The 25,686-nt window shown below is 37.4% G+C and carries 21 protein-coding genes and 1 pseudogene; 11 read left to right on the top strand and 11 right to left on the bottom strand.

Annotation, left to right across the window (positions count from 1 at the left end; genetic code table 11):
- Positions 1-8: 8 nt before the first annotated feature.
- The gene (locus tag U9S71_RS11800) at positions 9-1,481 is read right to left on the bottom strand and encodes an MBL fold metallo-hydrolase (protein WP_326327706.1); all 1,473 of its coding nucleotides are present in this window, start codon (positions 1,479-1,481) and stop codon (positions 9-11) included.
- A 188-nt stretch (positions 1,482-1,669) separates the two neighbouring features.
- On the opposite strand from U9S71_RS11800, the gene U9S71_RS21075 reads away from it, so the two are divergent.
- The 3 genes from U9S71_RS21075 (at position 1,670) to U9S71_RS11790 (ending at position 3,438) form a co-directional block, all read left to right on the top strand.
- Positions 1,670-1,807: an ATP-binding protein gene (locus U9S71_RS21075; protein WP_436410325.1), complete on the top strand. Its 138-nt coding sequence runs from the start codon at positions 1,670-1,672 to the stop codon at positions 1,805-1,807.
- A 156-nt stretch (positions 1,808-1,963) separates the two neighbouring features.
- On the top strand, positions 1,964-2,641 hold the full coding sequence (locus tag U9S71_RS11795; RefSeq protein WP_326327705.1) for a hypothetical protein: 678 nt from the start codon (positions 1,964-1,966) through the stop codon (positions 2,639-2,641).
- The gene (locus U9S71_RS11790) at positions 2,638-3,438 is read left to right on the top strand and encodes a hypothetical protein (protein ID WP_326327704.1); all 801 of its coding nucleotides are present in this window, start codon (positions 2,638-2,640) and stop codon (positions 3,436-3,438) included. Before U9S71_RS11795 ends, U9S71_RS11790 begins: the two co-directional genes overlap by 4 nt.
- 299 nt (positions 3,439-3,737) lie before the next feature.
- Here U9S71_RS11790 and U9S71_RS11785 read toward each other — a convergent pair whose 3' ends face one another.
- From U9S71_RS11785 to U9S71_RS11740, 10 genes are all read right to left on the bottom strand, one after another.
- On the bottom strand, positions 3,738-4,655 hold the full coding sequence (locus tag U9S71_RS11785; RefSeq protein WP_326327703.1) for a hypothetical protein: 918 nt from the start codon (positions 4,653-4,655) through the stop codon (positions 3,738-3,740).
- A complete protein-coding gene (locus U9S71_RS11780) occupies positions 4,652-7,795 on the bottom strand; it encodes a rhoptry family protein (protein WP_326327702.1) in 3,144 nt (1,047 codons plus the stop codon). Before U9S71_RS11780 ends, U9S71_RS11785 begins: the two co-directional genes overlap by 4 nt.
- Positions 7,792-8,040, bottom strand: coding sequence for a hypothetical protein (locus U9S71_RS11775; RefSeq protein ID WP_326327701.1), 249 nt, complete (start codon positions 8,038-8,040; stop codon positions 7,792-7,794). Before U9S71_RS11775 ends, U9S71_RS11780 begins: the two co-directional genes overlap by 4 nt.
- Before the next feature lie 30 nt (positions 8,041-8,070).
- Entirely contained in the window at positions 8,071-8,475 is a 405-nt protein-coding gene (locus tag U9S71_RS11770; protein WP_326327700.1) for a condensin complex protein MksE, read from the bottom strand.
- Positions 8,451-9,809, bottom strand: a complete 1,359-nt coding sequence (locus U9S71_RS11765; RefSeq protein ID WP_326327698.1) for a hypothetical protein — start codon at positions 9,807-9,809, stop codon at positions 8,451-8,453. The genes U9S71_RS11770 and U9S71_RS11765 overlap by 25 nt, the downstream gene beginning before the upstream one ends.
- 200 nt (positions 9,810-10,009) lie before the next feature.
- Entirely contained in the window at positions 10,010-11,893 is a 1,884-nt protein-coding gene (locus U9S71_RS11760) for a UvrD-helicase domain-containing protein (protein ID WP_326327696.1), read from the bottom strand.
- 11 nt (positions 11,894-11,904) lie between these two features.
- Positions 11,905-14,058, bottom strand: coding sequence for an ATP-dependent endonuclease (locus U9S71_RS11755; protein ID WP_326327694.1), 2,154 nt, complete (start codon positions 14,056-14,058; stop codon positions 11,905-11,907).
- 114 nt (positions 14,059-14,172) lie between these two features.
- Entirely contained in the window at positions 14,173-15,399 is a 1,227-nt protein-coding gene (locus U9S71_RS11750; RefSeq protein ID WP_326327692.1) for a hypothetical protein, read from the bottom strand.
- Positions 15,399-17,507, bottom strand: coding sequence for an RNA-dependent RNA polymerase family protein (locus U9S71_RS11745; RefSeq protein ID WP_326327690.1), 2,109 nt, complete (start codon positions 17,505-17,507; stop codon positions 15,399-15,401). The genes U9S71_RS11750 and U9S71_RS11745 overlap by 1 nt, the downstream gene beginning before the upstream one ends.
- Positions 17,508-17,513: 6 nt before the next feature.
- Positions 17,514-20,765 (bottom strand): DEAD/DEAH box helicase, encoded by a 3,252-nt coding sequence (locus U9S71_RS11740; RefSeq protein WP_326327688.1) that lies wholly within the window; start codon positions 20,763-20,765, stop codon positions 17,514-17,516.
- A gap of 568 nt (positions 20,766-21,333) precedes the next feature.
- Between U9S71_RS11740 and U9S71_RS21070 the strand changes: the two are divergent.
- The 8 genes and pseudogenes from U9S71_RS21070 to U9S71_RS11705 form a co-directional block, all read left to right on the top strand.
- Positions 21,334-21,498 (top strand): annotated as a pseudogene (locus tag U9S71_RS21070) (DUF6922 domain-containing protein); the annotation flags it as partial.
- A 730-nt stretch (positions 21,499-22,228) separates the two neighbouring features.
- Complete coding sequence (locus U9S71_RS11735) at positions 22,229-22,642, top strand: single-stranded DNA-binding protein (protein WP_326327687.1); 414 nt, start codon at positions 22,229-22,231, stop codon at positions 22,640-22,642.
- 44 nt (positions 22,643-22,686) lie between these two features.
- Positions 22,687-23,760 (top strand): DUF932 domain-containing protein, encoded by a 1,074-nt coding sequence (locus U9S71_RS11730; RefSeq protein WP_326327685.1) that lies wholly within the window; start codon positions 22,687-22,689, stop codon positions 23,758-23,760.
- 54 nt (positions 23,761-23,814) lie between these two features.
- On the top strand, positions 23,815-24,018 hold the full coding sequence (locus U9S71_RS11725; protein ID WP_326327683.1) for a DNA-binding protein: 204 nt from the start codon (positions 23,815-23,817) through the stop codon (positions 24,016-24,018).
- Between the two features lie 12 nt (positions 24,019-24,030).
- Positions 24,031-24,513 carry a DUF1281 family ferredoxin-like fold protein gene (locus U9S71_RS11720; protein ID WP_326327681.1) on the top strand — a complete coding sequence of 161 codons (483 nt, stop codon included), beginning with the start codon at positions 24,031-24,033 and terminating at the stop codon, positions 24,511-24,513.
- 11 nt (positions 24,514-24,524) lie between these two features.
- Complete coding sequence (locus tag U9S71_RS11715; RefSeq protein ID WP_326327679.1) at positions 24,525-24,863, top strand: molybdenum ABC transporter ATP-binding protein; 339 nt, start codon at positions 24,525-24,527, stop codon at positions 24,861-24,863.
- Positions 24,864-24,874: 11 nt separating this feature from the next.
- Positions 24,875-25,084 (top strand): hypothetical protein, encoded by a 210-nt coding sequence (locus U9S71_RS11710; protein ID WP_326327678.1) that lies wholly within the window; start codon positions 24,875-24,877, stop codon positions 25,082-25,084.
- Positions 25,081-25,677, top strand: coding sequence for a PRTRC system protein E (locus U9S71_RS11705; protein ID WP_326327677.1), 597 nt, complete (start codon positions 25,081-25,083; stop codon positions 25,675-25,677). Before U9S71_RS11710 ends, U9S71_RS11705 begins: the two co-directional genes overlap by 4 nt.
- The last annotated feature ends 9 nt before the right edge of the window (positions 25,678-25,686 follow it).

The raw sequence follows: 25,686 nt of genomic DNA, 5'->3' as shown, positions 1-25,686 counted from the left end.
GCAAATAATTATTGGACTAACTGATACTCGGTTTCGGTCCATTCATTGATGCCCCCCTGGTACACGCGGACGTTCTGTATTCCGTTCCTTTTCAAAATGGAGTATGCCATTGCAGCACGCACTCCGCTTTGGCAATGCACAATGATCGGTTTGTCTTTACGGATTCTATCTACGTTCTCTTCCAAAGTGGTTAAAACGATGTTTTCCACGCCTTTGATATGTCCGGCGTTATATTCGCCTTCGGTGCGTACATCGATGATCTGTACGTCTTTATTGTCTAAGTGCTTTTTTAGTTCCTCGATATTAACGAGGTCGGATTTCTCCAATTCGATATTCATTTTCTCCAAGTCGGTTACAAAACCATAGATGTTGTCCATCCCGATACGCATCAACTTACGAGTCAGCTCTTCCGTTTGGCCTTCATCGGTTACGAGCACGATTTGTTGCTCGTAACCCACCAAAGAACCGATCCAGGTGGACCACGACTTTCCGTTTTCGATATGCAAGCTACCGGAAACGTGCCCTTCGGCAACTTCTTCTTTGCTTCGGGTATCAATAATCAAAAGATTGTTGTCTATCGACTTCTGAAACGCCGGCTGATCAAGCATCGGGTGTATGGGAATCTGTATCAGTAACGGCCGCTCGACGCGGTTAAGTTGCTTCATTACGGCAAAATATTTGGGCGGGGCCGGTTGTCCGTCCAGGATGTATGTCACAAATTCTGATTCATCATTCTTAAATTGAAAGGCCTTATTAAACTGCTTTTCTTCCTTCAAGGTAGAATGGGGAATGGTACTTAAATTTTTTCCGCAAAACGAACCGGCTCCGTGCCCGCCCCATATTTCCAAGTCATCCGGCAGTTTTGAAAATTGCTGAATGGAAGCATATAGCTGCTTTGCGGCGATCTCCTGCGAGCCGACGTGGCCCGCAGATTTTTCCAGTAGGTCGGGGCGACCGACATCGCCCACCAATATAAAATCGCCCGTTATGGCCCTCTGCGGGGCGGTGGAAATTTCGGTGTCTCTTACCAGAAATGTGATGCTTTCGGGTGTGTGTCCGGGGGTGTGCATGACTTTCAGTTCCACCATACCGATTGTAATCAAGCTTCCGTCCCTTAACCCGAGGTGCGGAAATTGATATTGCCAGTCTGGTCCGCCCTCGTCTGACAGCAACAGCTCTGCATTGGTAGCGGCTGCCAACTCGCGCGAGCCGCTTAAAAAATCGGCATGAATATGCGTTTCGGCTATCTTCGTAATTTTGAGATGATTTGTCTCCGCTATTTTCAGGTATACATCGATATCCCGCCGAGGGTCTATAACAATGGCATCTCCGGTATTCAAGTCGCCGATGACATAACTTACCTGCGCAAGGCTTTCGTCATATACCCGTTCAAAAAAATAGCCTTGGGCATGTGATTTGTTTGCCTGTGTAAAAACAGCAAGCAAGAACGTGATCGCCGTGATGTTTCCTTTGTTCCGCATAATTCCCCTTTCTTAAAATCGTTTGTCCGCAAATTTAGACAATCGGCCAGCATTTTACGGTTACTTTAGTCACATAACGAGAAAATTTGCGTATCAGTATCAGCTTAAAGACAATCCGTACCAATCTATACATTCATTGAAAAGGTTAATAAATCTAAACAGTCCGTGGCTACCATAAAAAAAGGAAAATTGAAAAGATAAGATTGATTGACTCATGGGGAAGGGGAACGATAAAAATCATCGAGACTTGTAGACAGGCTGAACTCCCCGAACCCGAGCTTATCGAGCAAGACGGCGGTTTTTCGGTTACCCTATTTCAAAAATAAGTCGACAGTAGAACAGCTAATGAAACTTGGGTTAAACTAACGACAACTAAAAGCTGTTGAATACGTTAAAAAGAAAGGGGAAATTGCGAATAAGGAGTTAAAATCAAAAATTGAAGAGGTACAAGCAGAAATCGAACAACAAATAAAATAATTACCATGAAAAAAACTGCAATACCATTTTTATCCGCTGTAGCGCTAATGCTTGTTGTCGGATGTCAAAATGCAGAAAAGAAAAATACGGATGCAGTAAACATCAATCCCATGGAAATGAAGCAAATTGGAACAGTAAGTGAACGATTTCAATCTTATAATGTTGAGATGGTTGAAGTAGTAGGTGGAGAGTTTTGGAAACCCTATAAAATGATGGACAGTTTGCCGTCTGCCGAAGCTACGGGAACCTATGATGTATCGCAGAAAAACCCGGAGCTGTACCGAAAACTAGATCCTGTTGATTTAACGAATAAAAGAATTTTAAATCTGGCCAAAGGCCTCGCTCCCGCTTATGTACGTGTAAGCGGTACTTGGACAAACGCGACCTACTTTCAAGATAACGATGAGCCGATCCAACCAGCTCCGGAGGGATTTTTAAATGTATTGACTAGAAGCCAATGGAAAGGAGTACTCGAATTTCTAGAAGCAACAGACTCAGAATTGGTCACATCATTTGCAGTATCGAACGGCGTGCGTAATCAAGATGGGATTTGGACTCCTGTAGAAGCACAAAAACTCGTAAACTATACGAAAAGTCTGGCTATACGAAAAGTCTGGGTGGAAGTATCGCCGCTGCTGAACTTTTCAACGAACCAACAATGCCATTGTCTGGTGGTCTCATGAACCCTGAGTATGACGCATCCTATTTTGCGAAAGATGTAGCCGCCTTTAATACTTGGGCTAAAGAAGAAGTTCCTGATATGAAAACCCTTGGTCCAGGTGCAGTACTCGAAGGAATGGATGGGGTAACCTTTGACCAGCCGGGCATGAAATTCCTTGCTACTGAAGATTTAATGTCCGCTGAACCAAAGCCTACATTTGATGTGTTTTCCTATCACTTTTATGGTGCTGCTTCCATTCGTATGATGAACGAAGGCCCATTTTCCATAAAAGCAGAGAATGCCTTGGGCAAAGAATGGTTGCAGCGGACAGACCAATCTGCTGCTTTTTATATGGGACTTCGGGATAAATATATGCCCGGAACAGAAATTTGGATTACGGAAACAGCACAAGCCGCAGCAGGTGGCGACCCTTATGCAGCCACATTCTTGGATTGTTTCCGCTATCTATATCAACACGGTTCACTGGCTAAGCAAGGTGTCAAAGTAATTATCCATAATACGTTCTTAGCAAGTGAATATAGTTTGATCGACCAAGATACTTATTTGCCAAAACCCAACTATTGGGCAGCTTACTTATGGGCTAAATTGATGGGTACAGAGGTGTATGATGCAGGAACAGGAAAAGAAGGGGTATATGTATTTGCTCATAATCTTAAAGGGTCTGAATCTGGTAAAACAATTTTAATCATCAATACCAATAAAAAAGCAACGTCAATTAATCTTCCGTCCGATGCTGAACAATTTACATTAACTTCAAATGAGTTGGAGGGAACAACTGTAATGCTGAACGAGAGTTAGCTTTAACCGCAAATGACGAATTGCCAACAATTACAGGTAAAAATGTAAAAGCAGGAAATGTAGAATTGCCTGAGACAAGTATTACTTTCTTCACGCTTGCAAACCCAGGAAAATAATTTTTTCAAAATTCAACGAGCAAATGAACCACTATGAAAAGGTTGGAGAATAAAGTAGCTCTTAATCCCATTGTAAAGCAAAAAGCACTGATTCTCAGTGCTTTTTGCTTTCGGCGGGCTGACAGGGATTACAGTCGAACACCTGATACCGTTTTTGACGTTTTTGGATAATATAGAAAGGAGCTAATTTTCTATTTTCATCATATCCAATAAATCATTAGACTCTTCTATTATCCATCGGTTGCTCTTTATTAAATCATTCATAATATCCAATTGATTAGCTGTTAATAAATCTTCTATATTTCTATCCTTGATGTTCTCCCATTTACTATTATGCTCAGTTTCTGTAATACCTTTTGGAGTACCATTTGGTGTTAGCAGTTTAATATTTGGTATTTTTTCTTTCACCAATGGATAAATTATGAACAAACCATCATAATCCCAATCACAGGAATAATAAATACGTAATCCTCTTGTATCAGAAAAATCCAGTTTGTTTACATTTTTACCTCCAGCATACCATAACTCTATATTGTTAGCTCTAGCTAATGTAGGACGCTTTAAAAAATCAATGTTTTCACAAAGCACAATGCAATTGGGATTTTTACATTCGAGCACATATTTATACTGTAGATCCTTATCATCAGCTAATTCATCAATATCCAATAGTAATTTTACAGCATTTATTAAAGCCTCTTTTCCCAATAGGTACTTCTCATTTTTGAAAAACATAAGAGATACAATTCTAACAGTTGCTTCATTTTTTATAATCTGCTCCCGCAATGGCTCTAAATTTCCATTGTCCATATCCTCTTTTATATCTATTAAGATTTGAATATCAGATTCTTCAAAACGAAGTTGGGGTTTCATTAATCCAGTCTCTGTTAAAAAAGCTTCATAACGATTGTACTTCGCTAAATAATCACGTTGGTAAATTTTAGCGAATCCAGATAAAGCTGATAATTTCTTATGTGTTTTATCCAGCTTTCTGAGGGAATTAATCAAATAGCTGATCTCTTTACTATTAGTTAAGGTATCGTTCAATTTCACCTCCTCATCTGTGTAAAGCTTATTTAATGCTTTTAATTCAATCCAGTTCATTCCGTTGCTTTATTCATATAAGTACTTAGGTGTTCTTTAAGATCTTTTGTCTTGAAATAAGATGAAGATGGATAATAGTTGATCTTATCGCTTACTTTTCCTTTTATCAAATGGTGTGCATACCATTCATCTGATAGACCAATATTGAAAGCACGTGGTGCCATGGTGATAATCTGGTAGTGAAACTCTTCTGCAATTTCAGGAAAAATATTAAAGTTGGTGTCATCCAAACTTCCTAACTCTTCCAGAATAATGAACCGAAGTCCTTGAGGTTTGTCTTTTTGTGTAGATAATCTTGCCACAGCAAGCAATGCAATTGCAGAATAGCTTTCTCCTGTGCTACCCGAAACATCCTCTCCAAACTCGTCTTCCAGACTTGCATAAATATGAAAATATGTTTTAGGATCTAAGAGTTGGGCAATGGGTACTTTTTCATTTAATCCTGCCAGCTTTTTAAAAAAATCTTCAAGAAAGTCAGTAACAGATTGGTCAGAAAATGCCAGTTCTCCGCGTATTGCGGCGTATCGTATATCGTAAGCCATCTTCTCTATATCTTCAATCTTGATAGTAGGATTAGGTTTAAATTCTACATTGAAAAGATATTTATCACTTATTCTTTTCCTATTTACAAAAAAAGTATTGATGGTTTGAACCTGCGTTTTATAAGTATTGTAGCCTTTGGTTGTTCTGGAAAAAATTTCCACCATTCGGTCTCTTATGCCATCTGCAATTCGTGTTCGTTCGTTGTTTGCGTCCTGCAATGCAGGAACAATTTCGTCTCTCGTTTTTAAATTGGTGCCCAGCAAAGCTCTTTCTAATACGCTAAAAGAGTAAGTGTTTTTTTGAAGTTCGTAATTTACCTCGCTGTTCTTCTCTCCTTTCGTTTCTTCGAATTCTGAAACGGCTTCTATATACTTTCTTTTGTAATTATCATATGCTTGGTCAGACTTATCTTTTAAAGCAGGTAATTGCTTTGTTTCAGTATTAAACTGTACTACATTTTCTTCAAAGTGCTTATAGTAGTTGGTATTCAATTGATTGAAATCATTCTGCTTTGCTAGAATATTTCGTGTAATGATTTCCAGATCGTTTTTTGTTGTTTCTATATCTTTCTGTAAAGATTTTAGTTCGCCTTCTTTCTTCCCTGAATACTTAGACATTTTAGTTATCCGCCCTAGCCATTGATTTTTTATCTGTTTTAAGGTACGTTCTACAACTTCAGGCTCTTCGTATTGAAGATTGAATTGCTTTTTTAGATTTTGTAATTCTTCCTCATTCTGTACCTTTTCTGCCCGAAGTGTTGCTACTTTTTCATCTATTTGCAAGATACAGGGCACAGCGGTTTTTAGCTGCCTTATTTTTGAGGCATCGCATATCTCTGGGGAAAATTCGTATTCGAATAAAGTTCTGTCGTATTCCAAACCATCTCTTATAGCATCTAATGCCAGTAGCTTTTTTTCTACTTCGGTTAATTCGGTTCCAAGCTTATCTATGAGTTGCTGCACACGTAGGTTCAATTCAGAATGGTTCATTAACAAATTGGCATCGGGATTATGGGATATAAATTCTGATAATGTCCCTAATTTTATCCAAACACCTTCTTTTGTTTTATTAATCTGAAGATTGGCTAATTCATCTGTATTGATATAACGATCCCTGTTTTCAGGCGATTGAATTTTCGTAGTCGATAGTGTAGCGAAGTATAAAACAGCCTGCATAGTATCGACACTCAATGTCGGCAAGTTATTGATGTACCAATGTAACACACTGCCTTCCTGATTATTGTTGAGCAGGTTCAATAGTTTTCCTTTCTGTTCTTTGTCTGAGAGGAGTTGTACTTTTAATTTATCCAACTCGGCCAGCTGTTGTTCTCTTTTTTTCTCTATATTTTCAAGTGTTGAATACCTTTTTAAATAAGGCTGGGCAAAGCTGATGTCTTTTTTTATTTCGGCTGCATTCCTTATGGTAGTGTCTACTTTTTTAGAAACGGCTTTCCAACTCTCATCTATTTCAGGCAATACAAGCATTGTCAATTCGATGATCTGATTATTCAGCGTTTCTATGCTTTCTTTTAACTGTTTGTACCGATACGCTTGTTCGTGATTTTCTTCGGCTGCCTTATGCTGATTTCGTATTTCACTCTCCAGACGAGGAATTTTGTCAATTAGTTTTTGGAGCTTTTCTAAATTTTCACCTTGTTGTTGCAATTTCTGATGTCCGTCTGTTTCCAGTTTTTTTTGAGCATCCAGTTCGAGCATACAATTGCTTATTTCAGCAACTTTGTATTCCTTTAACAACTTGATGTAAGCTTGATATTGCAGATCTATAGCATCCAAATGTTTTTGTTTATTGCCTAACTGCTTTGCGTATTCATCTAACCGCTTATAGTCTTTTAGTACTTTTTCAAGCTCTAATTTCTTTTTTTCAAAATCTGCTTTGATGTCCTCTTCTGTATCTTCCAGTAAAAATTCTTTTAAGTTTTTAGACGCATCTTTACCTGATAATTTAAGCGTCTTGGCTTTTGAAAAAGATTGTATCACTTTCGCAAAAGCCTTTAGGTTATTCTCTCTTGAGAGGTTAATGGGCAATATTTCCTTGTTGCTTAAAAAGTTGTAATAGCCTTGAACTTCTTCCTTGTTTTTGAAAAAGATCAATTTCAATCTTCGTTCATCATTTAACCATTCGGCCAAGTCTTGTATGTCAGGTATGGTGCTATCTTTAATGAAATCCTTCGAAAACAAGACTTCATCATTGTCCAACGCCAATTGCGATAACTCGCTGTTAAGTTCGGTACTCTTGGTTATGACAAATGGAACAAGTCGTTTCCTTTCCTGGCTATGTATTTGAACACCTATGGTGATAAATTTATCTTGCTGAATAATGATGTTTAAGAAACAGTAGGCGCAAGTAGTCTGGTGTGGAAGTGTATGAATATATCGTGTTTCCTTAACGTCTTCGGTTCCGAATTTAATGAGTTCTTTGTCGTATATGAACAGGAGTTGTAAGAGGTCGGCCAAAATAGATTTACCTACTCCGTTTGGACCGATAAAATCGGTACGTTTTTGATGAAATAGATAGTCATGATTGTAATGTTTAATCATGCCCACCGTAGAAAGAGAATAGATTTTAGGATATATCATTGCGTGTCCTCTTTTTTTAGCTCCGAAACAAATGTCTCGAAGTTCAGGAGTTCATGTTCATACATTTTGGCTAAACGGTTGATGGCGGGCATTATTTCAAAATCGGGTACTTCTTCTGAGGAAGAGGTTTGCTTTTCTACCCATCCGATCTTGTCAAATAGATCAATGGCAGTGTTGATTTTTCGATGTACGTTGCCCCATTCCCGGGCATCGTAGGTGTTGGATGCACGTGCCTCATTGAACAAAATCCTTTTATACGCATCCTGCTGTTCGCCTTATAGAATAATATTTCTTAATTCAACCCACCGTACTGTTTTGTGCTCATCAAAAAATCGTTTGTAATAAATATCGAGTAACATCAGTCCGATCAATGTCTGTGTTTCGGAGAGTTCTCTGTGACGAGAATGATCAGTGAATTTGCCCTTTGCCGTGTCGAAAAAGTCGAGATAGAAATAGGGATGACCGTCAAATCTATCGGCTACAAGATTAAGATTATACAGGTTTTTATAGAACTGCGTCCACTGTTCTGCTTTGTCTTCCAATAAAGAGAAGACCACATAATATTTTTCACCGATGTGCTTTCCAGACAAGAGCATGATGTTGATATCTGCAAAATGTTTCTCCACTTGCTCGTCGAATAGAAATCCATAAGATGCTATGTCAATATTTTCGTCTTCCATAATGCAAGTTCATTTTGTTGCGTGGCAATTAATTGTTGTTTAATTTCAATATTAATATTGGGGTTTTCAGAGACCAATGCAACCACTTCTGATGCTACGCCATAGGCAATCGACAAGTCTTGCTCTTCAGTTAAAATGGTATTCATCAATTCGTCCAACGTCACATGTTTTTGTTCTGCAAGTTGCTTTTTGGCCTTATTTACCCAGTCATTGATCGTTTGTTGTCGGTTGATTTCTTTTTCTATTTTATTTCGTTCTTCTCTTTCGTATGCTTCATCGGGCGGTATGACAATGAGGGTATTGGTTTTTTGTCTTGTAAATTCATGATGCTTCAGGTATAACATTTTTTCCTGCTCGTAAACCAATGACTTTAATGGAAAGTTGTCTTCGAGTACAATACCGTTTTCACTATAGGTTGCTGTTTGCAACGCATAGCCCAGTAGTTTTTGTATTTGTAGCCTGTAATGGGCACGGGTAGAAAAATATTCCTGCAACTCGCTTAGCTTTTCACTAGCATTGTAAATTTGCCGTCTTGCAGTGTTGATTTTATCGTCAACGGTGGCAAAAAATGCTTCCATATCTTTATATATCTCATGTGACCGTTTCCAGTCTTCAACCGTTTTATTTTTTGCAGCTTCATCTGACGAAAGTTTAGTATGGTCAATCTCTGCATAAAACTGATCGACCACCATTTGCAGATCTTTCAAGAACTTGTCTTTGCTTCTCACAGCCTCCGTAATATCTTCGGCTCTTTCCCCAAATTTTCTAAATGTCAGTGCAAATGCTTTTACCAATGCTACAGCCTCTTGTACATTGCTGTTTAACAGCTCATTCAATGTGATATACGCCTCTCTTAATTCATCTTCCAGCCCTTCCAAATGGTCAGTGATTATTTTTTTAGGCAAGGACATGGCCATTCTTCCAAATTTTCGTTCCAGATCTTCTATCTCTTTAATCTCATCAAAACGAAGGAAAAAACGTTCTTCGAAGCTTTTCTTTAAGGGTTGATTTTTATAAGGGTTTTCCAGTTTGTTTCGCATCATATCCAACACGCCTTTGGCATATTCGGTCAGGTAGTACTTTCCAGGTTCGTCTATATGGTTCCTTATAAAGTAATGCAACAAGTTATCTTTTATGTGGTACCATTGACGCACTGATGGCTGTTCAAAGCGGAAACTAATCTCTATCAGTGTTTCCTCTATTTCTTTGAGCGTAAAATGCTCTTCCAAATCGCCTGCTTCTATTTTTTCATCTATAGCTATAATAAGGTAGCCTCCGTCAAATTTTGGCGGAAGAAGAAGGTCGTATTTGGCGTATAATGTTTCTGCGCTCATAATCAGAAATCGTTATAAAATAGCTATAAAGTTCTTGTATAGCTTACACCATCTCATAGAGTTTTCAGGTTTATTTTCATCTGCGGATCGCCTTAGTCGGATATTATAGCATAATATTAAATCATACTTTTGCAGATAATCAAATGACACGTATTTTTTCAATTATTTTTAGAATCATCATTCATTATAAGTCGACTCTTTTAAACAATAACTTCTACTTCGTCTTCGCTAAACCACCCATTGCGAATAACATTCTTCTTTAGTTCTTCTGGCAAGTCTGTGTAAGAAACCAATGCTAAACTTTCTTTGGCTCTGCTACATGCCACATAAAACAATCGCATTGTCCTATCTATTCCTGTTTCTTTACCTTCATCTATATTTTTCTTATCGGTATTTGTTAGTGGTTTTAGTCCAAATAATTTATCGTAGCTAAACATGAAACCTTTAGATTCTTCATCATCAATAATAACCATTACCCGATCGAATTCAAGCCCTTTAACACCTTGATGCGTTCCAAATTTCGATTCCTCATTGATGTATTCATTATACCTTATAATCTCAGAAAAATCTGTTTTCAATGCTTCTTCCCAAGCTATCAAAATTTCATCATCTTCTGCTATTTCATCATCTTCAATGTTGTTATCAGAATCAACCCCAACCCTCTGTAAAACCGACTTTAGAGTGGACGTAACTTTAAACATATTAGTTTCGTGTATTTTCTTCAGTATATCAATTAACGTAGGATGATTATCTTCATTCCACAAAGACAGCAATTCGTTAACCTTATCATTTGTGGTATGTAATACTTCTAATTTATTGGTATTATTTTGTAATGCCTGCTTATCTATTAAATGCGAATGTCGTTTTATGATATTAGCAATCTCGAATTTATTCTTCTTAACATGAGCTTTATATAAAGGCAAAACTGTCTTCGAAAATAAATTAATAGAAGATGAAGTTCCGTCTAATAATCCAGTTTTTAATTTATCAACATTATAAAGAGGAGCGAAGAAATTAAAAAATCCCATTCTTCTTGCAGCCATGTGATGCTCCAATGTTAAAGTCATGACCTCCGCATTATCTTCAAACCATTTATCATCTTTTGTTTCTTTCTGCATTTTCTGACGAATCTGTTCTTCTATTTCAAACTTATCTTTTGCACGAGAAACTGCAAAGAATCTAACAGTACCGCCTTTTTTTTCAATACGAGAAAGTTGCTCCTGACCATCTATATCTTTTCTAATTTTATTTATTAGGTCGACTATTCTAGACTTTGAACGATGATTCATCTTTTTGGCAGGCTTAACCCATTTATCTGGCAGTCCTACTCCCAAGTTTTCCTTTCCATCTGCATAAATCCTTTGCATTGTATCTCCAAACAATCCCAATGAAAACTTTTCTTCATATTGACTTTGAAGTTCAAACAATGCATCAATTAGTTCTTTCTTGGTATCCTGACTCTCGTCTATAAGGATGACGGGAAATCTGTTTATCAGGATTTGCTTGAATAAATCTTTTTTTTTAATAAAATCAGCAGTAATTGAAATTACTTCAGTATGATTTAAAGAGTCTTTCGTCAGGTTATCTCCATTTGGATTATAAATGAACCTTTGAATGTTTTCAAGCGATGAAAGTCTCTTATTTTTGGATTCTATTTTTTTTGCTCTGCCTATGGATGTTTTGTTATTTAGATCTTTACTTTTAGATTGTTGCTCTTCTAAATCCGCTATTTCAACAATCAAGTTGTTCTTTATCCAAGTTTTTATATCTGAACTAAAGTTCATTATTAATTCCCAACAAAAACTATGAATTGTGCTAACGTTAAATATTGAACTATACTCTAGTCTATGAGTGATTTCATCGGCGGCAGCGTTAGTATATGTAATTATTGCTATTTTCTTATTTCGAAGTTTATAACTCTGTCCAAACTCTTTTTTAAAGCGATCCAGTACATTTACAAGTGTTCTTGTTTTTCCGGAACCTGCACCTGCAAAAAGAAAAAAACTTTGGGGCGATGACGGTTTAATACTTTCATAAATCACGTCATCAACTGGAGTATCTATTTCATTAGTATATTCAGCCATTTGATTTATGTTTAGTTGATTAGTCCTTGTTTATTATTTTTTAATTGTTGTTCAACCCAATCTAATCCTTCTTTAATATAAGAGGGTGTTTTGATCTTTTTAGGGTCTGCACAATATAAAACATCCAAAGCAAATTCTGCTTTTTTGGCTTGTTTGTCAGTAATGATGGTGTATGCTTCTTCTGTTAGACTTTTTAAATCGTCTTTCTTAGAAGTCTCTACCATTTTCTTCAAAAGACCTGTGGTATCGGCAATAATTTTAAAGCTTTCCTTGTTTTCAATTACCAATGCATCTTCAAACGTGTAGGGGTAAACTATCATTTTATTACGGCCATTGTCAAATTCAATAGCTTTTTGATAAGCTACTCTAATCGGTAAATCTTTCTTTATTTTATCATTCGATTCTAAATTCAACAATTCATCCAAGAGCTCTTTTCCCGGATGCCAACTTTTTAATGTATCATTATTCGTTTTATAATTCTTTCCCAATTCAGGCTGGCATTTTTTACTATTATCATTTGGATTAATGGAATCAATATCCGTAATAACTAAACAAATCAGACCTAATTTTTCAATGAGAGGTTTTAGTCTGTGTGCATGACTTCCTCCAATTTCTAAAATTGTTACATAACAACTATCTAACAAGCAATTTTCATTCTTTATGAAATGTGGCAGAAGAATTCTTTCGGCAGGACCCTCTACTAAAATAACAGCATCAGCAAAGAATAAGTCGTTATGAGTTGTATTTAGGTATCGAATCACAAATTTCTCTGTCTCCTTCTCTTTGATGCCAAAAACAGATTTCAGACTAATCACTTCTGATGTGGGAAGAGCTAAGGAGTTGTTTCTTTTGAAATAACGTAAACTTTCAAATTTTTGATGAGCGATGTAACTGGAATGCGTACTAATAACCAATTGTGTGGTAAAATCTGTCTTATCGCTTAAATTTATATTGTTTCGCAATACATCATAGGCTTTCTTAATGAAAACCTGTTGAACTTGTGCATGTAAATGAGCTTCTGGTTCTTCTATTAAAACCAAGTGTAATGGAGCAATAATTTCATCGTCTGTTATTGCATTTTTGCCAACCCTCATCCATTCATCCCTAAACCGTATTAATTTAAAGATGATTGATATAAGATTCTGATAGCCTAAGCCATTATATTTTTCTGGTAATGATAAATCTTTATCAAGATAATACTTTACAGCTGAGTCATGCTGAAGACCGTCAGCTGTTGAAACTATAGTAGATAATTGAATTTGAGGATTCCCAAAACCTGGATAGTTCAAACCTTCAAGTTCTGAAAGAGATGTCTTAAAGCTTTCTTTTAGATTTCTATCAAAATCATCTTGGGCATTATTGATTGATTCCAATGCATTGATATCTTTTTCGGTTGGTTCTAATGTTGGATTAAGATGTTTGTCATAATAAGCTCGTAATTGTGAGGATAAATTTCTGGAACTATTATTTTCTGCGGTATCTGAATTTGCATCACTGAATCCACGTTGAGCATTAATAATATCTATTTTTATTAGCCCTTTTAAAACATCTCCATCTAATGCAACGCTATTATCTAATAACTCCTGTTTGTCATTATATTTGTCAGGATCGAGCAAATACGTTTTAAGTGTAAAATGAGTATTTAGCTTTCGTTCACAAAAATCCCATAAGTGTTTTGGCCATAGTTTGAAGTCTTTACCTTTCTCTTGGGACAGCTTATTTGATTTATTATAAAGGGTGATGAATTCTTTTATTAACTCATCCATATCTTTCGGTTCAAACCTTAGCCTTATTCCCAGTAAGCCCCCCTTCCAATCCAAAGTAGGGATTATGTGGTTTACATAGTGAAGCTCTGAATTGTCAACTTCAATCCATAAATCCAGTACGGGTAAATATTGTTCCAATAAATTTACAGTCTTATCTTCTTCTTTAAGCTCATCTGATTTAGTCCAATTTGCTCCAATTTTGTTTAAATCTTTCCAGTTGCAAAGCGTAAAATCTTGAGTTTTGAAACTTTTTGTTTTAAGGAAAATCATCAAAGCATCCATAGCAGTCGTTTTACCACTATTATTTGCACCTACAAAAATTGTTTCCTTTTCAGAAAAGTCAATTTTACACGATTGTAACTTCCTGAAATTTTGTATGTGGATAGAATTTATTTTCATTTATTTTTAGTTTTTAATAACTATGCTGAATCCTATATCAAATTTTGATGGAAGAAGGGGGGGTATTTGGTATATAATGGTTGCTCTTTCAAAATATCAGTTGCTATTCTTTCTTTACAAAACGGATTCATTATTTATTCTTTTTAACACATCATCTAGTGAAAACTCAGGAGGAAGGGGTTTGAATCTCTTGTCGTCTTTTGTTGTCATATAAAGCTTTCTTTGAAACTCTCTTAGTAGCTTAAGATTAATTTCACTCACTAAAATGGTGTCATTATCACCCCCTTTAAGTTTAAGAATATCTTTTCTCTCTGTTTTAGAAGGTTGAGTGATTCGGGTGTCGCCAAATTGACTCGTGTTTACTTGAGCAACATAAACGTGGAGGTCTCTTGAAATAGACTCGACAATATTGGAAAAGTAATTTGTATCAGAATTCCATTCAGAGGCTATTAATAGGTCTATTTTCCCTTTGAAAAGGCTCCTGTGCTTAACATCAGCCAGTTCAAAACAGTAATATGGAGCTAAATAAATTCCTCTCCATATAAACAAATCGTAGATGTACTGCGTTGGATGAGGTACTTTATAATGGTTTGTATTAATCATCAATACTTCAGCATGTGAGTAATGATTTTTTAATCGAAACACCACAACAGCATCTTTAATTCCGTCTTTTTCAAAAGGTAAAATAGTGACAATGAAATTGAAAGATACTCCGTCAATAGAAATATGTTCTAATCCTGTTATAACGAGCTTCTGTTCATTTACCGCATACCACGTAATTCTATCGAGTAATTCGATGGGCACGAAGCATTCTGGAAATATGAGTATATCAGCCTTTTCCTCTTTCGTTTGTTGAAAAATCCGATAAAGTGTATCAAATCTACGACCTTCAAAATTTGGTGTTCCTCTTAAACTTTTCTTTATATTCTCTTCTAAGACTTTAGTATTTGCTACGGCAATTTTTGGGTTCAGCAATTTTGTAGAATTGTTTACAATAAATTCCTGCTTCAAAATAAAATGAGGTTTATTTCTATTTTGTTTAGGTCTCACAGTCCTTTGGTATAATTCATTCTTGTATGCCTCTTTATTCTCAAATTCATACGATGGACGATGCAGCTTATTGGCTAATACATAATAGTCGAAAGCTCTATCTAAATAAAAAGACGATCCCTCCCGATTATGAATCAAATCATTTATGTTAACTTTTGAATCGTTTTCATCAGAGAACTGTCGATCCTGCCTGAACCGACTTAAATTCTCATAGAATATGGCTAAACAACATTCCCAAAATTTTAATGCCCTAGGAGAGTGTTTTATTTTGCTATCGTTTATTTTGTACATCAGAAAGGGATTTTTAGGTTAGTATAATTTTGATAGTCTCTTCTTCTAACAGTTGTATAGGACAATAGTGGCTGTGATACATAATGATGTCTTATGAGATTGGATTGTCTGTATCTTTTGATGAAATAAGAATTTTCATCGGTTGGACTATATTTGGCTTTATAAAAAGACAAGTCATTCTTTAGGGCGTTGAAACAGAACTGATAAGTCCTTTTCACTCTTTGAACTTCTGATAAAAATTTAGGGTGAAGCGACAATGCCAGTTCATTAGCATTGTCGAGATGTTCCAATACATTTGCTTGATAGTCGTCATTTGAGATAGTCGATAGATTACCCTTACAGCTTATTCTCTTAATTGCTTCACAACAATTTAAATAAAACTGAACATATGCTTCAGGTCTATTATTTACTAGCAGAAACACAAAAACCCTTTCCCATAGTGAATAAAGGTTAAGCGCATTTTCACCTTGAAAGAATTTGACTATTTTGCTTGCTTCATCTTCTGAAATTTTGTCGGCTCTACGAAGCGAATTAAATATCCTTTTTGAGAGAAAAACAGACAAGCCAAATTTGTCTTCTTTATAATCCTTAAGCGTTCGGACTTTACCTTCCGTACCATCATATAATAAGTGATATGCACTTTCTTCAAAATCTTCCAGACCTTCTTCGTCATTATAGTTCCTAAATTCGCTAGACTTTTCTTCAAGATCTCGTTTCAGCTTGTCTATGACTAAAGACGACTCATCCTTGTCAAAATAATAAAGTAGTGTTTTGTCACTTTGACAATATAACCTAGGGAAACTATTTAACTTGAAAATCTTTTCCTTGTCTTTTTTAGGAACATCTGGGTTCAATATTGCTGGCTTATCAATCACCGAAATAATGGGATGGAAATTCAATAAAACAAATTTCTCTATATCAGATAGACTGTTTTTAAAATCAGTTGCAGTTATAACTTCGTCTCCTCCAAACAATATTTGCTCTTTTTTATCGTATCTTGGCTTTTCGTTATTCACCCAATCACAATATTCCCCAAAGTTGAAATTTAGTTTCGGGATTGAATCGTCTTCATATTTTCCTGGTAAAACCGGATTTGCTATTACCATTAGTATATCATCTACATATCTGCCATAATACAGAGGTCTTGCATGTTTCAAAACTCTGCTATCAAAATCTTTCAGGTAATGATTAGCAAGAATAAAAGAGGATAGAAGCCCTATAGGTAATATATAATGAGTTAATTCTTTCTGTTCATTGGATACTTCAAAAACAAAATCATAAGGTGTATTATGATTCGATAGTTTTTGAGTGAAAGTTTTATGTATTTCCTCAAACACAAGATAGAGGTTGCTTATTGATTGAAACATATTCTTTCGTCTACCATTAGTATATGGCGATTGTATAGTCTTTGGTTCTAATCTAACAGAATAGAAAAAATCCTTTATGTCCAAGTTGAGAATCAACACATCTTTATTACTATCTAAATGTTCACGTGCAACCTTTACTGATTCATCTCTCCATTTTTGGTATTGTTTCGGATAGGGTTTAAATAATCCAGATCCCTGAACTACCTTGTCCTCTTCTTTATTAAGAATTAATCTGTTACCAAAACAATTATCAAATAATGTCCTATCAAGCGTTACTCCTTTCTTTAATATCCACAAAACAGAAATTAGGTGAATTTCTATTGGTGCATCTATGAATACAGTTGATCTTTCAATATTATACTCACGGTTAGTGCGTTTATTTGTAATAATTTGAGACTCTGATCTAGTGCCGATAACTTTTTTTGGAAGAAACTTTGTTTTTATACGACCTAAAAAACGTTCAAAGAATTTGGGATTCTCATGAAAAGTATTCAGTGCCACTGTAAATATTCTTAGCTTCCTTTCATACAAAGCCATATCTTCGTCATCCTCAATCTCAACATCGTATTCTTTTGCAAAGCCATTATACTCTCCTATGACTACAGACAAGTCATCACTATCGGCAAGATTGGTTTCAAAAATTGCCAATTGCTTCCGCATAAATAAATTAGTTGAATCATAGTAGATGTATGTTTTTAACTTGATGTATGCTTCTAACACCTCTTCGTAAGCGTATTCCATATTCTCTTATTTACTAGTTATTACTTTAAGATTAATATCTGCAAACTCTTTAATGTAGGTGGCCGTAACGCCTAATAATGTTAAAATATCATCAGACGCCTTTGCCTTTGACAACCCTGGCTGGACAATCAAAATTTCATATTCTACAGGTATTTCGTTTTTTAATATCCCCAACAGTTTTACCAAATCATTTCTGTTACCTTTTTCAAATCGGGAACAGGATAAACCTTTCTTTAATTTAGTTTCCCGCCTAAGGAGGTGGTTGATGAATTCCTTGCCTGATTTATGCTTCCAATGCACAGATTTTTGAGCTTGTCCGCTGACTTCATAAAAATTTTTGATTTGGTTACTGATAACACCATCCAAAGCAAATTTTAAGTGATATAGCTTAATTTCGATTTTATCAGTATGCACTTTAATAGCCACAACATCGGCAATTTCACCGGAATAGTCATCATCATAAATGATATCAAAATCTTCTTGCTTTAGTTGTTCGATGACTTTGTGTTGTATAGAATCAACTTTCTTAGGTTGTATACCTTGCGCTTCGTTTCTTAGGTTCACACCATCCCAGTTCCAAGGTATAAGTTCATCTTTTGGGTAAATGCCTATCTGTTGTTTGAGTTCATAGTATTCATTTCCTGTAAGTGCTGAACCATCAGCATACCAAACAGTAGGAATGAATTTTTCAAAAAAAGTAATTCCATCTATTTTAACACGCCCAAACTGAACATCTACCGTTTCTTTTGATTGTTGAGTTATTTTAAAGTCCGCAAACGGCTCATCACCATCTTTACTCTCAAATAATTCCATTTTAAAAGAAACTTCTTGTGTTTCGGATTTAAGAGAAAATAGCAAATCGCCACCTATGGATGGATTGACCAAGCATAATTCTATATTAGAAAGGTCATATTTTACTCCATCTATAATGAAGTTATATTTAGTTTCGATATCGAGGTAGATATCCGTATCCCAATCTATCCATACAGGAAATACATTCGGAAGATCTGTTCTGAGGGTTGGGATGAGGGTTTCTCTAAGGATTTGATTAGGGTCAATATTTTCATCTACCAGTTTATCTCCTAATGCTACACACCAATTTTTAAACTGTTTTAAATCTCCTTGAAGTTTTGTCCATATCCTTCCTTTGTACGAAGCCCCAATATTAACAGGGTTACCAACTTCAAAGCCAGTTCCCATGACAAAGGCTTTTTCCCCTCTTTGTTTTTCGGCAAGACTCAACGCCTCACCAACATCACTGCCTACCATCATTCTAAAGCGGATGTTCTTACCTAGAAACTGCCTTAATCCTACATTTTGCAGCTTCACTCTTTTGATATTATGAAAAGTCTTAAAAACATCTATTCCTTTGACAAGCTCAGCGTTATCGCCTATTATTGATTGAGCTAATTCGGTATAAAGGCTTCCATTGTCAGAGCTATTTATGAACAGAAGATTGTTTTCGGTTTCCCAGTAAACTATAATGATGTCCCATCGAATATCATAAATTTCCCGCTTATCATGTACCCAATCTACTTCAAATCTTTTTCCTGTGACTATCACAAGCATATTATGCTCTCTATTAATGTCATGGAATTTAAATTCTAAATCGTGATATCCGGAAATTCCTTTCTGAAAATTACCAAGGTTCCAGGCATTAGTCTTATTCTTATAAACAACTGTGCTTAATTTAGGTCTAATATTTTGAAAAGGGATGTTGGCATTATTCAATTTCTTAAAGCCACTCATGAAATCCTTGAATTCCATCTGTTCGTTCACTTGTCCCGAACTTGCATCTGAAAGAATTTCATTCCAATCTGCATCCGTCGCGTATAAATCGGCTAATTCGGCTCTCACATCAAGATCAGCAACATTAGCAATGAAAGAAGCATCACCAAGTTCTTCATCATATTTGGTTCTCGTGAAACGGCCAGCCAATTGTAATGTAATGGGAAGACTCTTTCTAATATCATGAAATGCTGCTATTTTCAATTCCGGCAAATCGAAACCTTCACCAAGCATATCAACACAAACAATTATTCTCGTTTTCTTTTGAAGTATCTTATTATAAGTTTCCTTAAAATTAGGGGCTCCAGAATAAATTATAACGGGGTTCAGGTCTTTATAAACTTCGTATAGTTTAAAAATCTCGTTTGCTCGCTCTTTTGTCGCACAACGAGCCATAAGGATGTGATTGTGAGAATTTGCTAAATCTGAACGTAAGCGTTCAACAGCTATTTTAGCAATTTCTTGATCCGCTTTTTCTTTCTCATATTCACGGATAGAAATAAACTCTATCTTTTTATAATAACCTTGTTCCTGTGCTTTCTTTAAAGGGAAGTTGGAAATAATTTTCCCATCCAGTCTCTTTCCATCATTTCTAAATGGTGTCGCTGTAAATTGGATAACCTTTTCCTTGTCGAATTTATTCCGGAACTCATTCCATGAAGACGCTTTCACGTGATGGGCTTCATCAATAAATATATGGCCGAATGTTTTGGCGAAAAGCTTTTGAGTATCGTTATTCTGATTAGTAAGCCAACTCATCGTAGTTACTACTACATTGCATTTCTCCAAAAATTCAGTAACATCTTCAGCACTTTTAAATTTATTCTTAATAATGCCAACAATTGGATATAAAGACTTTTCGCCAACAACACCGAACTGTTTTAGTAACCCTAAATTAAAAAATTTACCAGCTATTTGATTACGTAAAGAATCAGAAGGCGCCGTAACTAAAAGCTTTTCACACCTGTTAGCCACCAGCGTAGCCAACATAGTTTCTGTCTTACCTGTACCTGTAGGCATTACTACTGTTGCTGCATCTAAAGGAAGTTTCAGATGTCCCATTATCATATGCAATGCAGCAATCTGAGGTTGTCTTAACCCGGACTCGTTTTTATCTTCTTCTTTATACAGAAAATCATTTTTCCATGATTGTGTAATCTCACTGGGTGAGTACTCTTTTAAAAGAGGGTGCTTTGCCCATCCCTTTAGAACTATTTTACCCTCTTCAAATCGTTGTTTACTTGGAAGCACATTAGTAAAAAGAGCATATTCAATTCCTTCAGGAATATATTCTTCTTTGGTAGTGAAGCAGATTTTGCTTCCCTTGTTTTCTACTATTAAGTAAAAGCGATTTGTTTCAGATATATTTAGCAATATTGTTTGCTGTGAAACAATTAATTGCTTTGCAATATTATGAGTTCCGGATTTTTGATATAGAGTTGATTCAAGAAAGGGTAAAGTTATTTTCATTCGAATAAATTAAATTTATGCCTTTAGGTTTTAATAAAAATACAATCGTAATTGAAATCAACCATTAAGATTATGACAATCAACAAATTATTATTCAACAAATATACTAAAAACACATATACTTGCCGATATGGGCAACCTTATTTAAGATCTGGTCTTGGTACTTTAGATAATGATCAACAATTCTCATATAGCGTTTTCACGTTATTTTCAGAAAACTATGTCAACCGCCATTCTCTACATCTGTGTTAGTACGGATGAACAAGGCATTAAGGGGTACTCGCAATGTTATCAAAAAGACCTTTAGAGCGATATTGCCTGTCCCCCTGGCAATTAAAATTCAGGATATTGTTTATAAAGATTATTCAACACCTTTGAAGAAACACTAACGAACAGAAGAGAAAAGGCTATTCTCTACCCGAATAGGAGGGTAGAAAAGCCATGGTTTTGCAGATAAAAATTATCTAATCCAATAAAATCATCAAATCTATAGGAGGGAGAAATGCACCTGCATACCAAAGTCATTTGAGATACCAAAGCGGATGAACTGGATTAGCAGAAGGCGTATCTTACCATAATCGCCCGCATCATAGGACGTGGCGGACAGCAGGAAATTGATGAGATCATCCGTTTTTATGGCCGTGAAAAAGTGATCAAGGCTATCCGTGATGAAATTTATTTTTTACCGGATTATGCCATTGAAAAAGCGTTGAAGTTTTTTCCTGAACTCTAAAAGGAAGAAATGTACTGTTATCTTAATAGAAAGGGCAAGCCCTATCACTGGATATAGTTTTTATTTAACCATACACGGAGCAAACTCTCCGCTCCAATGAGCCGGTAAGCCCAAAATCATTTTCTAAATCACTTATGGAAAACATAACGCCAATCAGACAGGGTATCTTCCACATTACTTGTTTCTTTTTAAATTAAGCCGACCACCGGCTTCGTTATGAAGGCTTAGGTTTATAGTAGCCCAAGCACATTTACACTACCCGCGTACCCTCCCCGTAAAAGAGCTTGTGGCTACGGCCGGACAGGAAATTGAAAAATGCTTCCTTCCCGCTATTCCATCCCCGCTGCATTTTCCAATCTCCTGTATCAGGCTTTCATAGCCTGATGATTTACCCTATCCATAAATTATTAAAAAATTATTTTCCTCAATCAACCCGGTAAAAAGGCAGCCAAAATACGGCGGTCGGCAACGCTGCGGGGCCGGCCAAAAGACTACGGCATAATGGCAAGGCAAGATGGTGGCTTCGCCGGATATGCCATGTTTGCCTTGCCACCCTTCGGGACTTATTCCGTTTCCTTTTGTCCTTTCCCATCGACCGCCTTAATAGCCTGCTTTCTTTTTTCCGGTTTTTCTTTTGGAAAAATGATGCGAAGCGAAGCGGAGCAAACCACACAGCAGGAAAAGGGAAAAGCGAACGTAACAAAATGTCAAACTTTTAAAACGAACAAAGATGAACATCACAGGAAGGCTCACAAGGGATGCCGAAGTAAAGACCCTTGACGACAACAGACAAGTAGTGAACTTCTCGGTAGCAGTCAATGACAGCTACAAGAACAAACAGGGCGAACGCATAGAGCATACCGCCTATTTCGATTGCTCCTACTGGATAAGCCCGAACGTAGCCAAGCTACTCACCAAAGGCAGCTTGGTGGAACTCACAGGGAGGGTAAGCGTAAGGGCTTGGGCGGATACGGACGGACAGGCACATGCAGGGCTGAATTTCCATACCTCGCAAATCAAATTGCACAGTCTGTCCCCAACAGACCGGAGCAGCGACAAAAAAGCGGAAACCGCACAGGCTGCCACAGGAACAAAAAAAGGCAAGCGGACGGTAGAGGAAACAATGGACGACCTCCCTTTTTAGCACGAACACTCATCAATTTTTTAAACATTCAAAATTTCAGCATTATGGCACATAACATCAATTTCAACGAACGTACAGGAAAGTACAGTTTCTTTTCAGTACAACAGAAAGCATGGCACGGCTTGGGGCAAATCGTGGAAGATTACCCGACAAGCGAAGAAGCCATCCGACACGCAGGGTTGGATTACGAAGTCGTAAAATCCCCCCTGTTCACCAAAGGTTCGGGTATCATAGAAACCCCTGACAGCATGGAAGTGGGCAGCCACGAATTGGAAGTCCCTGACTGTTTCGCCAACATACGCACCGATAATAATGCCGTGTTGGGGGTGGTGGGCAAGGATTACCACATCGTACAAAACAGGGAAGCCTTCAATTTCTTTGATGCCATCGTAGGCGGAGGGGACGGTATCCTCTATGAAACCGCAGGCGCATTGGGCAACGGGGAACGCATTTTCATCACCGCCAAACTGCCCGGTTACATCCGTGTGGGCAATGGTGATGACGTAACGGAAAAATACATCTTCCTGACCACTTCACACGATGGCAGCGGAAGCATCACGGCAGCATTCACACCCATCAGGATTGTCTGCCAAAATACCCTCAATGCTTCCCTGCGGAACATGACCAACGTAATCCGTATCAAGCACACATCGGGAGCCAAACAGCGCATTGAGGATGCCCACAGGATTATGGGATTGGCGAACACATTGAGCGACCAGTTAGGGGATATATTCAACGGATGGTCAAAGGTAAAGGTTACAGACCAAGAGGTCAGGAAACTGATACAGCTTGCCCTTTGCCCGAACAAGGAAACACTGGAGCATATCAAAAAAGGTGCGGAAGATGAACTGTCCACCGTATTCAAGAACACGGTGGAGGACGCCTTCGCATACGCTATGATAAGTGACAGCCAACAGATGGACACCACCAAAGGTACTTTGTACGGTGCGTACAATGCCGTGACAGGCTACTATCAGAATGTAAGGAATTACAGGAACGATGAAGCCAAATTACAGAGCATTGTATTGGGAGGTACAGCCCAACTGAAATCACAGAAAGCGTTTGACTTATGTGCCGCCTTTGCACAGGACGGTGCAGAAATCCTGAACCTTAATTAAACATTAACCACAGGCTACTGCCTAACGGTGGTAGCCTGTTTAAAAACAAACGATATGAAAGCGGATACGATAGCGGAAGCCAAAAAAATGGCTAAAGCACAAAGCCTCGAAAAGCAGCATAAGGATGAAGCCATTTACATCATTTACTGCAATCGGACGAAATGCTACTATGTAGATACGGACAGCCTGATACGGCTTTGGGAACAGATTACAGGCTATTATACCAATGGGGTTTTCATATCAAACATTAACCGGTAAAAATTTACAATCATGGCAAATTGGTGCAGCAACACGGTTGCATTCGAGGGGAAACCCGAAGCAATCAAACAGATACAACAGCTATTCAAAACTATGGCTGAACAGGAACGGAAAGAAGGTTGCGGGCAACTGCCCGGCTTTGTGGAAGGTAAGGACGGCGGATACTTCTTCGACCTGTATATGGAGAGCGAAGATACGGACGTATTCCTTTATCAGACGAAGTGGTCACCCAATACGGAAGTCCTGAAAAAGATAGCGGAACACTATGGGGTTGACTTCGTGCAGGATTATGAGGAAATGGGTTGCTTGGTATATGGCAGGGCGGCATTTTCCGACAGGCTACTCACGGATGTGTATTTGGAGGATGAAGATTTTGATGCATATGAATTTGATGAAGATACCGACACCTACCATTTTGAGGGAAAGGAATACGACAGCGACTGCGAAATACTCGAAACATTATTGGAACGTAGAATCGAAAATCATCAACCTTAAAAGCAAAGACGATGGAAACGAAAGCAATAGCCACAAAATTTGTAAGCCACGAAGTTCCTGACTTGGAAACGCTGAAATCTTCAAAAGTTTATCAGCTAAAGGAGAAGCTGAACAAGGGCAACAAGCTGAGCCGAGCCGATAAAAACTGGCTTGCCGAAGTGGTAAACCGAAATGCTTTTTTCAATAGAGCGATTCCGCTGATGGGTTATCGGTTTGGGTTTGAAGATGTGCTGAAAACTTATGTTGTAAAACAGTACGGCATTTGGCACGAATACAACGCACCCGATAAAACGAGCCTACGCAGTTTCTTTTACGGCAGGATTGACCAAATAACAGAAATCACAAATTAAAACGAACAGCAATGTACATAACAGATTTGAACGGCTGCCCCATCGAAATAACAGACCTTGACGAAGCCATCCGAATAACAGCAGCATACAAGGAGTACAGGCACAGGGACAAACGTTTTCCGGCATTTGACAAAGACCGGAAAGCCTATTGGACGGATATGCATGAAAAACTCCAAGCCATAAAAAAACAAGAAACAACAACTAAAATCTCAAAACAATGAACACAAATTTTTTCACACAGCTACAGCAGTTGGACTTTACAGGCGTATTGCAACTGAACATTACCAAAGAACCCGGAAACAACCTGATTGTTTCGGTCATCGTCCGCAACGAACAATGCGGCGACAAAGCCAAGAACCTTATCCCCCCATTGACATTCAATGCCAGTGCGCAGGAATTTGATGAGGGCTTTTTCGAGCAGATAACCGCACCTGTCCAAAAAGCATCGGGCTTGATGGTGGACATGGAGCAATTCCTGAAACAACTGGAAGAAGTTAAAAAGCAATCGGCAATCGAAAAAGAGAAAGCCGAGAAAGCGAAAAAGGAAAAAGAAGCCAAAGAGAAAAAATACAATGCAGCCATGAAAAAAGTGGATGAACTGGAGAAGGAAGGCAAATTCCGTGAAGCATGGACAAAAGTACCCGATGCCACCGACCATCCCGAAAAAGCAGAGGAGCTGCGCAAACGCAAATCGGAACTGTCCGCCCAATTTGCCACCCCTGACCTTTTCGGAGCAGGAAGCGCAACGGCAGGGCAAAAAGCAGAAGCAGCTACAACCGATTGCCCCACAAATGAAAAAAGCGAAGAAGAATAAAAAGTTGAA

It is taken from the genome of Parapedobacter flavus (genome assembly GCF_035818675.1).
Lineage (GTDB): Bacteria > Bacteroidota > Bacteroidia > Sphingobacteriales > Sphingobacteriaceae > Parapedobacter > Parapedobacter flavus.
Note: the sequence above shows the minus strand (reverse complement) of the source record. Positions and strands in the feature narration are given on the sequence as shown.

Bases quoted from the DNA above. Each gene is read 5' to 3' on its own strand.
- U9S71_RS11800 (WP_326327706.1), bottom strand. From the start codon at position 1,481: ATGCGGAACAAAGGAAACATCACGGCGATCACGTTCTTGCTTGCTGTT.
- U9S71_RS11795 (WP_326327705.1), top strand. From the start codon at position 1,964: ATGAAAAAAACTGCAATACCATTTTTATCCGCTGTAGCGCTAATGCTT.
- U9S71_RS11790 (WP_326327704.1), top strand. From the start codon at position 2,638: ATGAACCCTGAGTATGACGCATCCTATTTTGCGAAAGATGTAGCCGCC.
- U9S71_RS11785 (WP_326327703.1), bottom strand. From the start codon at position 4,655: ATGAACTGGATTGAATTAAAAGCATTAAATAAGCTTTACACAGATGAG.
- U9S71_RS11780 (WP_326327702.1), bottom strand. From the start codon at position 7,795: ATGATATATCCTAAAATCTATTCTCTTTCTACGGTGGGCATGATTAAA.
- U9S71_RS11770 (WP_326327700.1), bottom strand. From the start codon at position 8,475: ATGGAAGACGAAAATATTGACATAGCATCTTATGGATTTCTATTCGAC.
- U9S71_RS11765 (WP_326327698.1), bottom strand. From the start codon at position 9,809: ATGAGCGCAGAAACATTATACGCCAAATACGACCTTCTTCTTCCGCCA.
- U9S71_RS11760 (WP_326327696.1), bottom strand. From the start codon at position 11,893: ATGGCTGAATATACTAATGAAATAGATACTCCAGTTGATGACGTGATT.
- U9S71_RS11755 (WP_326327694.1), bottom strand. From the start codon at position 14,058: ATGAAAATAAATTCTATCCACATACAAAATTTCAGGAAGTTACAATCG.
- U9S71_RS11750 (WP_326327692.1), bottom strand. From the start codon at position 15,399: ATGTACAAAATAAACGATAGCAAAATAAAACACTCTCCTAGGGCATTA.
- U9S71_RS11745 (WP_326327690.1), bottom strand. From the start codon at position 17,507: ATGGAATACGCTTACGAAGAGGTGTTAGAAGCATACATCAAGTTAAAA.
- U9S71_RS11740 (WP_326327688.1), bottom strand. From the start codon at position 20,765: ATGAAAATAACTTTACCCTTTCTTGAATCAACTCTATATCAAAAATCC.
- U9S71_RS11735 (WP_326327687.1), top strand. From the start codon at position 22,229: ATGAACATCACAGGAAGGCTCACAAGGGATGCCGAAGTAAAGACCCTT.
- U9S71_RS11730 (WP_326327685.1), top strand. From the start codon at position 22,687: ATGGCACATAACATCAATTTCAACGAACGTACAGGAAAGTACAGTTTC.
- U9S71_RS11725 (WP_326327683.1), top strand. From the start codon at position 23,815: ATGAAAGCGGATACGATAGCGGAAGCCAAAAAAATGGCTAAAGCACAA.
- U9S71_RS11720 (WP_326327681.1), top strand. From the start codon at position 24,031: ATGGCAAATTGGTGCAGCAACACGGTTGCATTCGAGGGGAAACCCGAA.
- U9S71_RS11715 (WP_326327679.1), top strand. From the start codon at position 24,525: ATGGAAACGAAAGCAATAGCCACAAAATTTGTAAGCCACGAAGTTCCT.
- U9S71_RS11710 (WP_326327678.1), top strand. From the start codon at position 24,875: ATGTACATAACAGATTTGAACGGCTGCCCCATCGAAATAACAGACCTT.
- U9S71_RS11705 (WP_326327677.1), top strand. From the start codon at position 25,081: ATGAACACAAATTTTTTCACACAGCTACAGCAGTTGGACTTTACAGGC.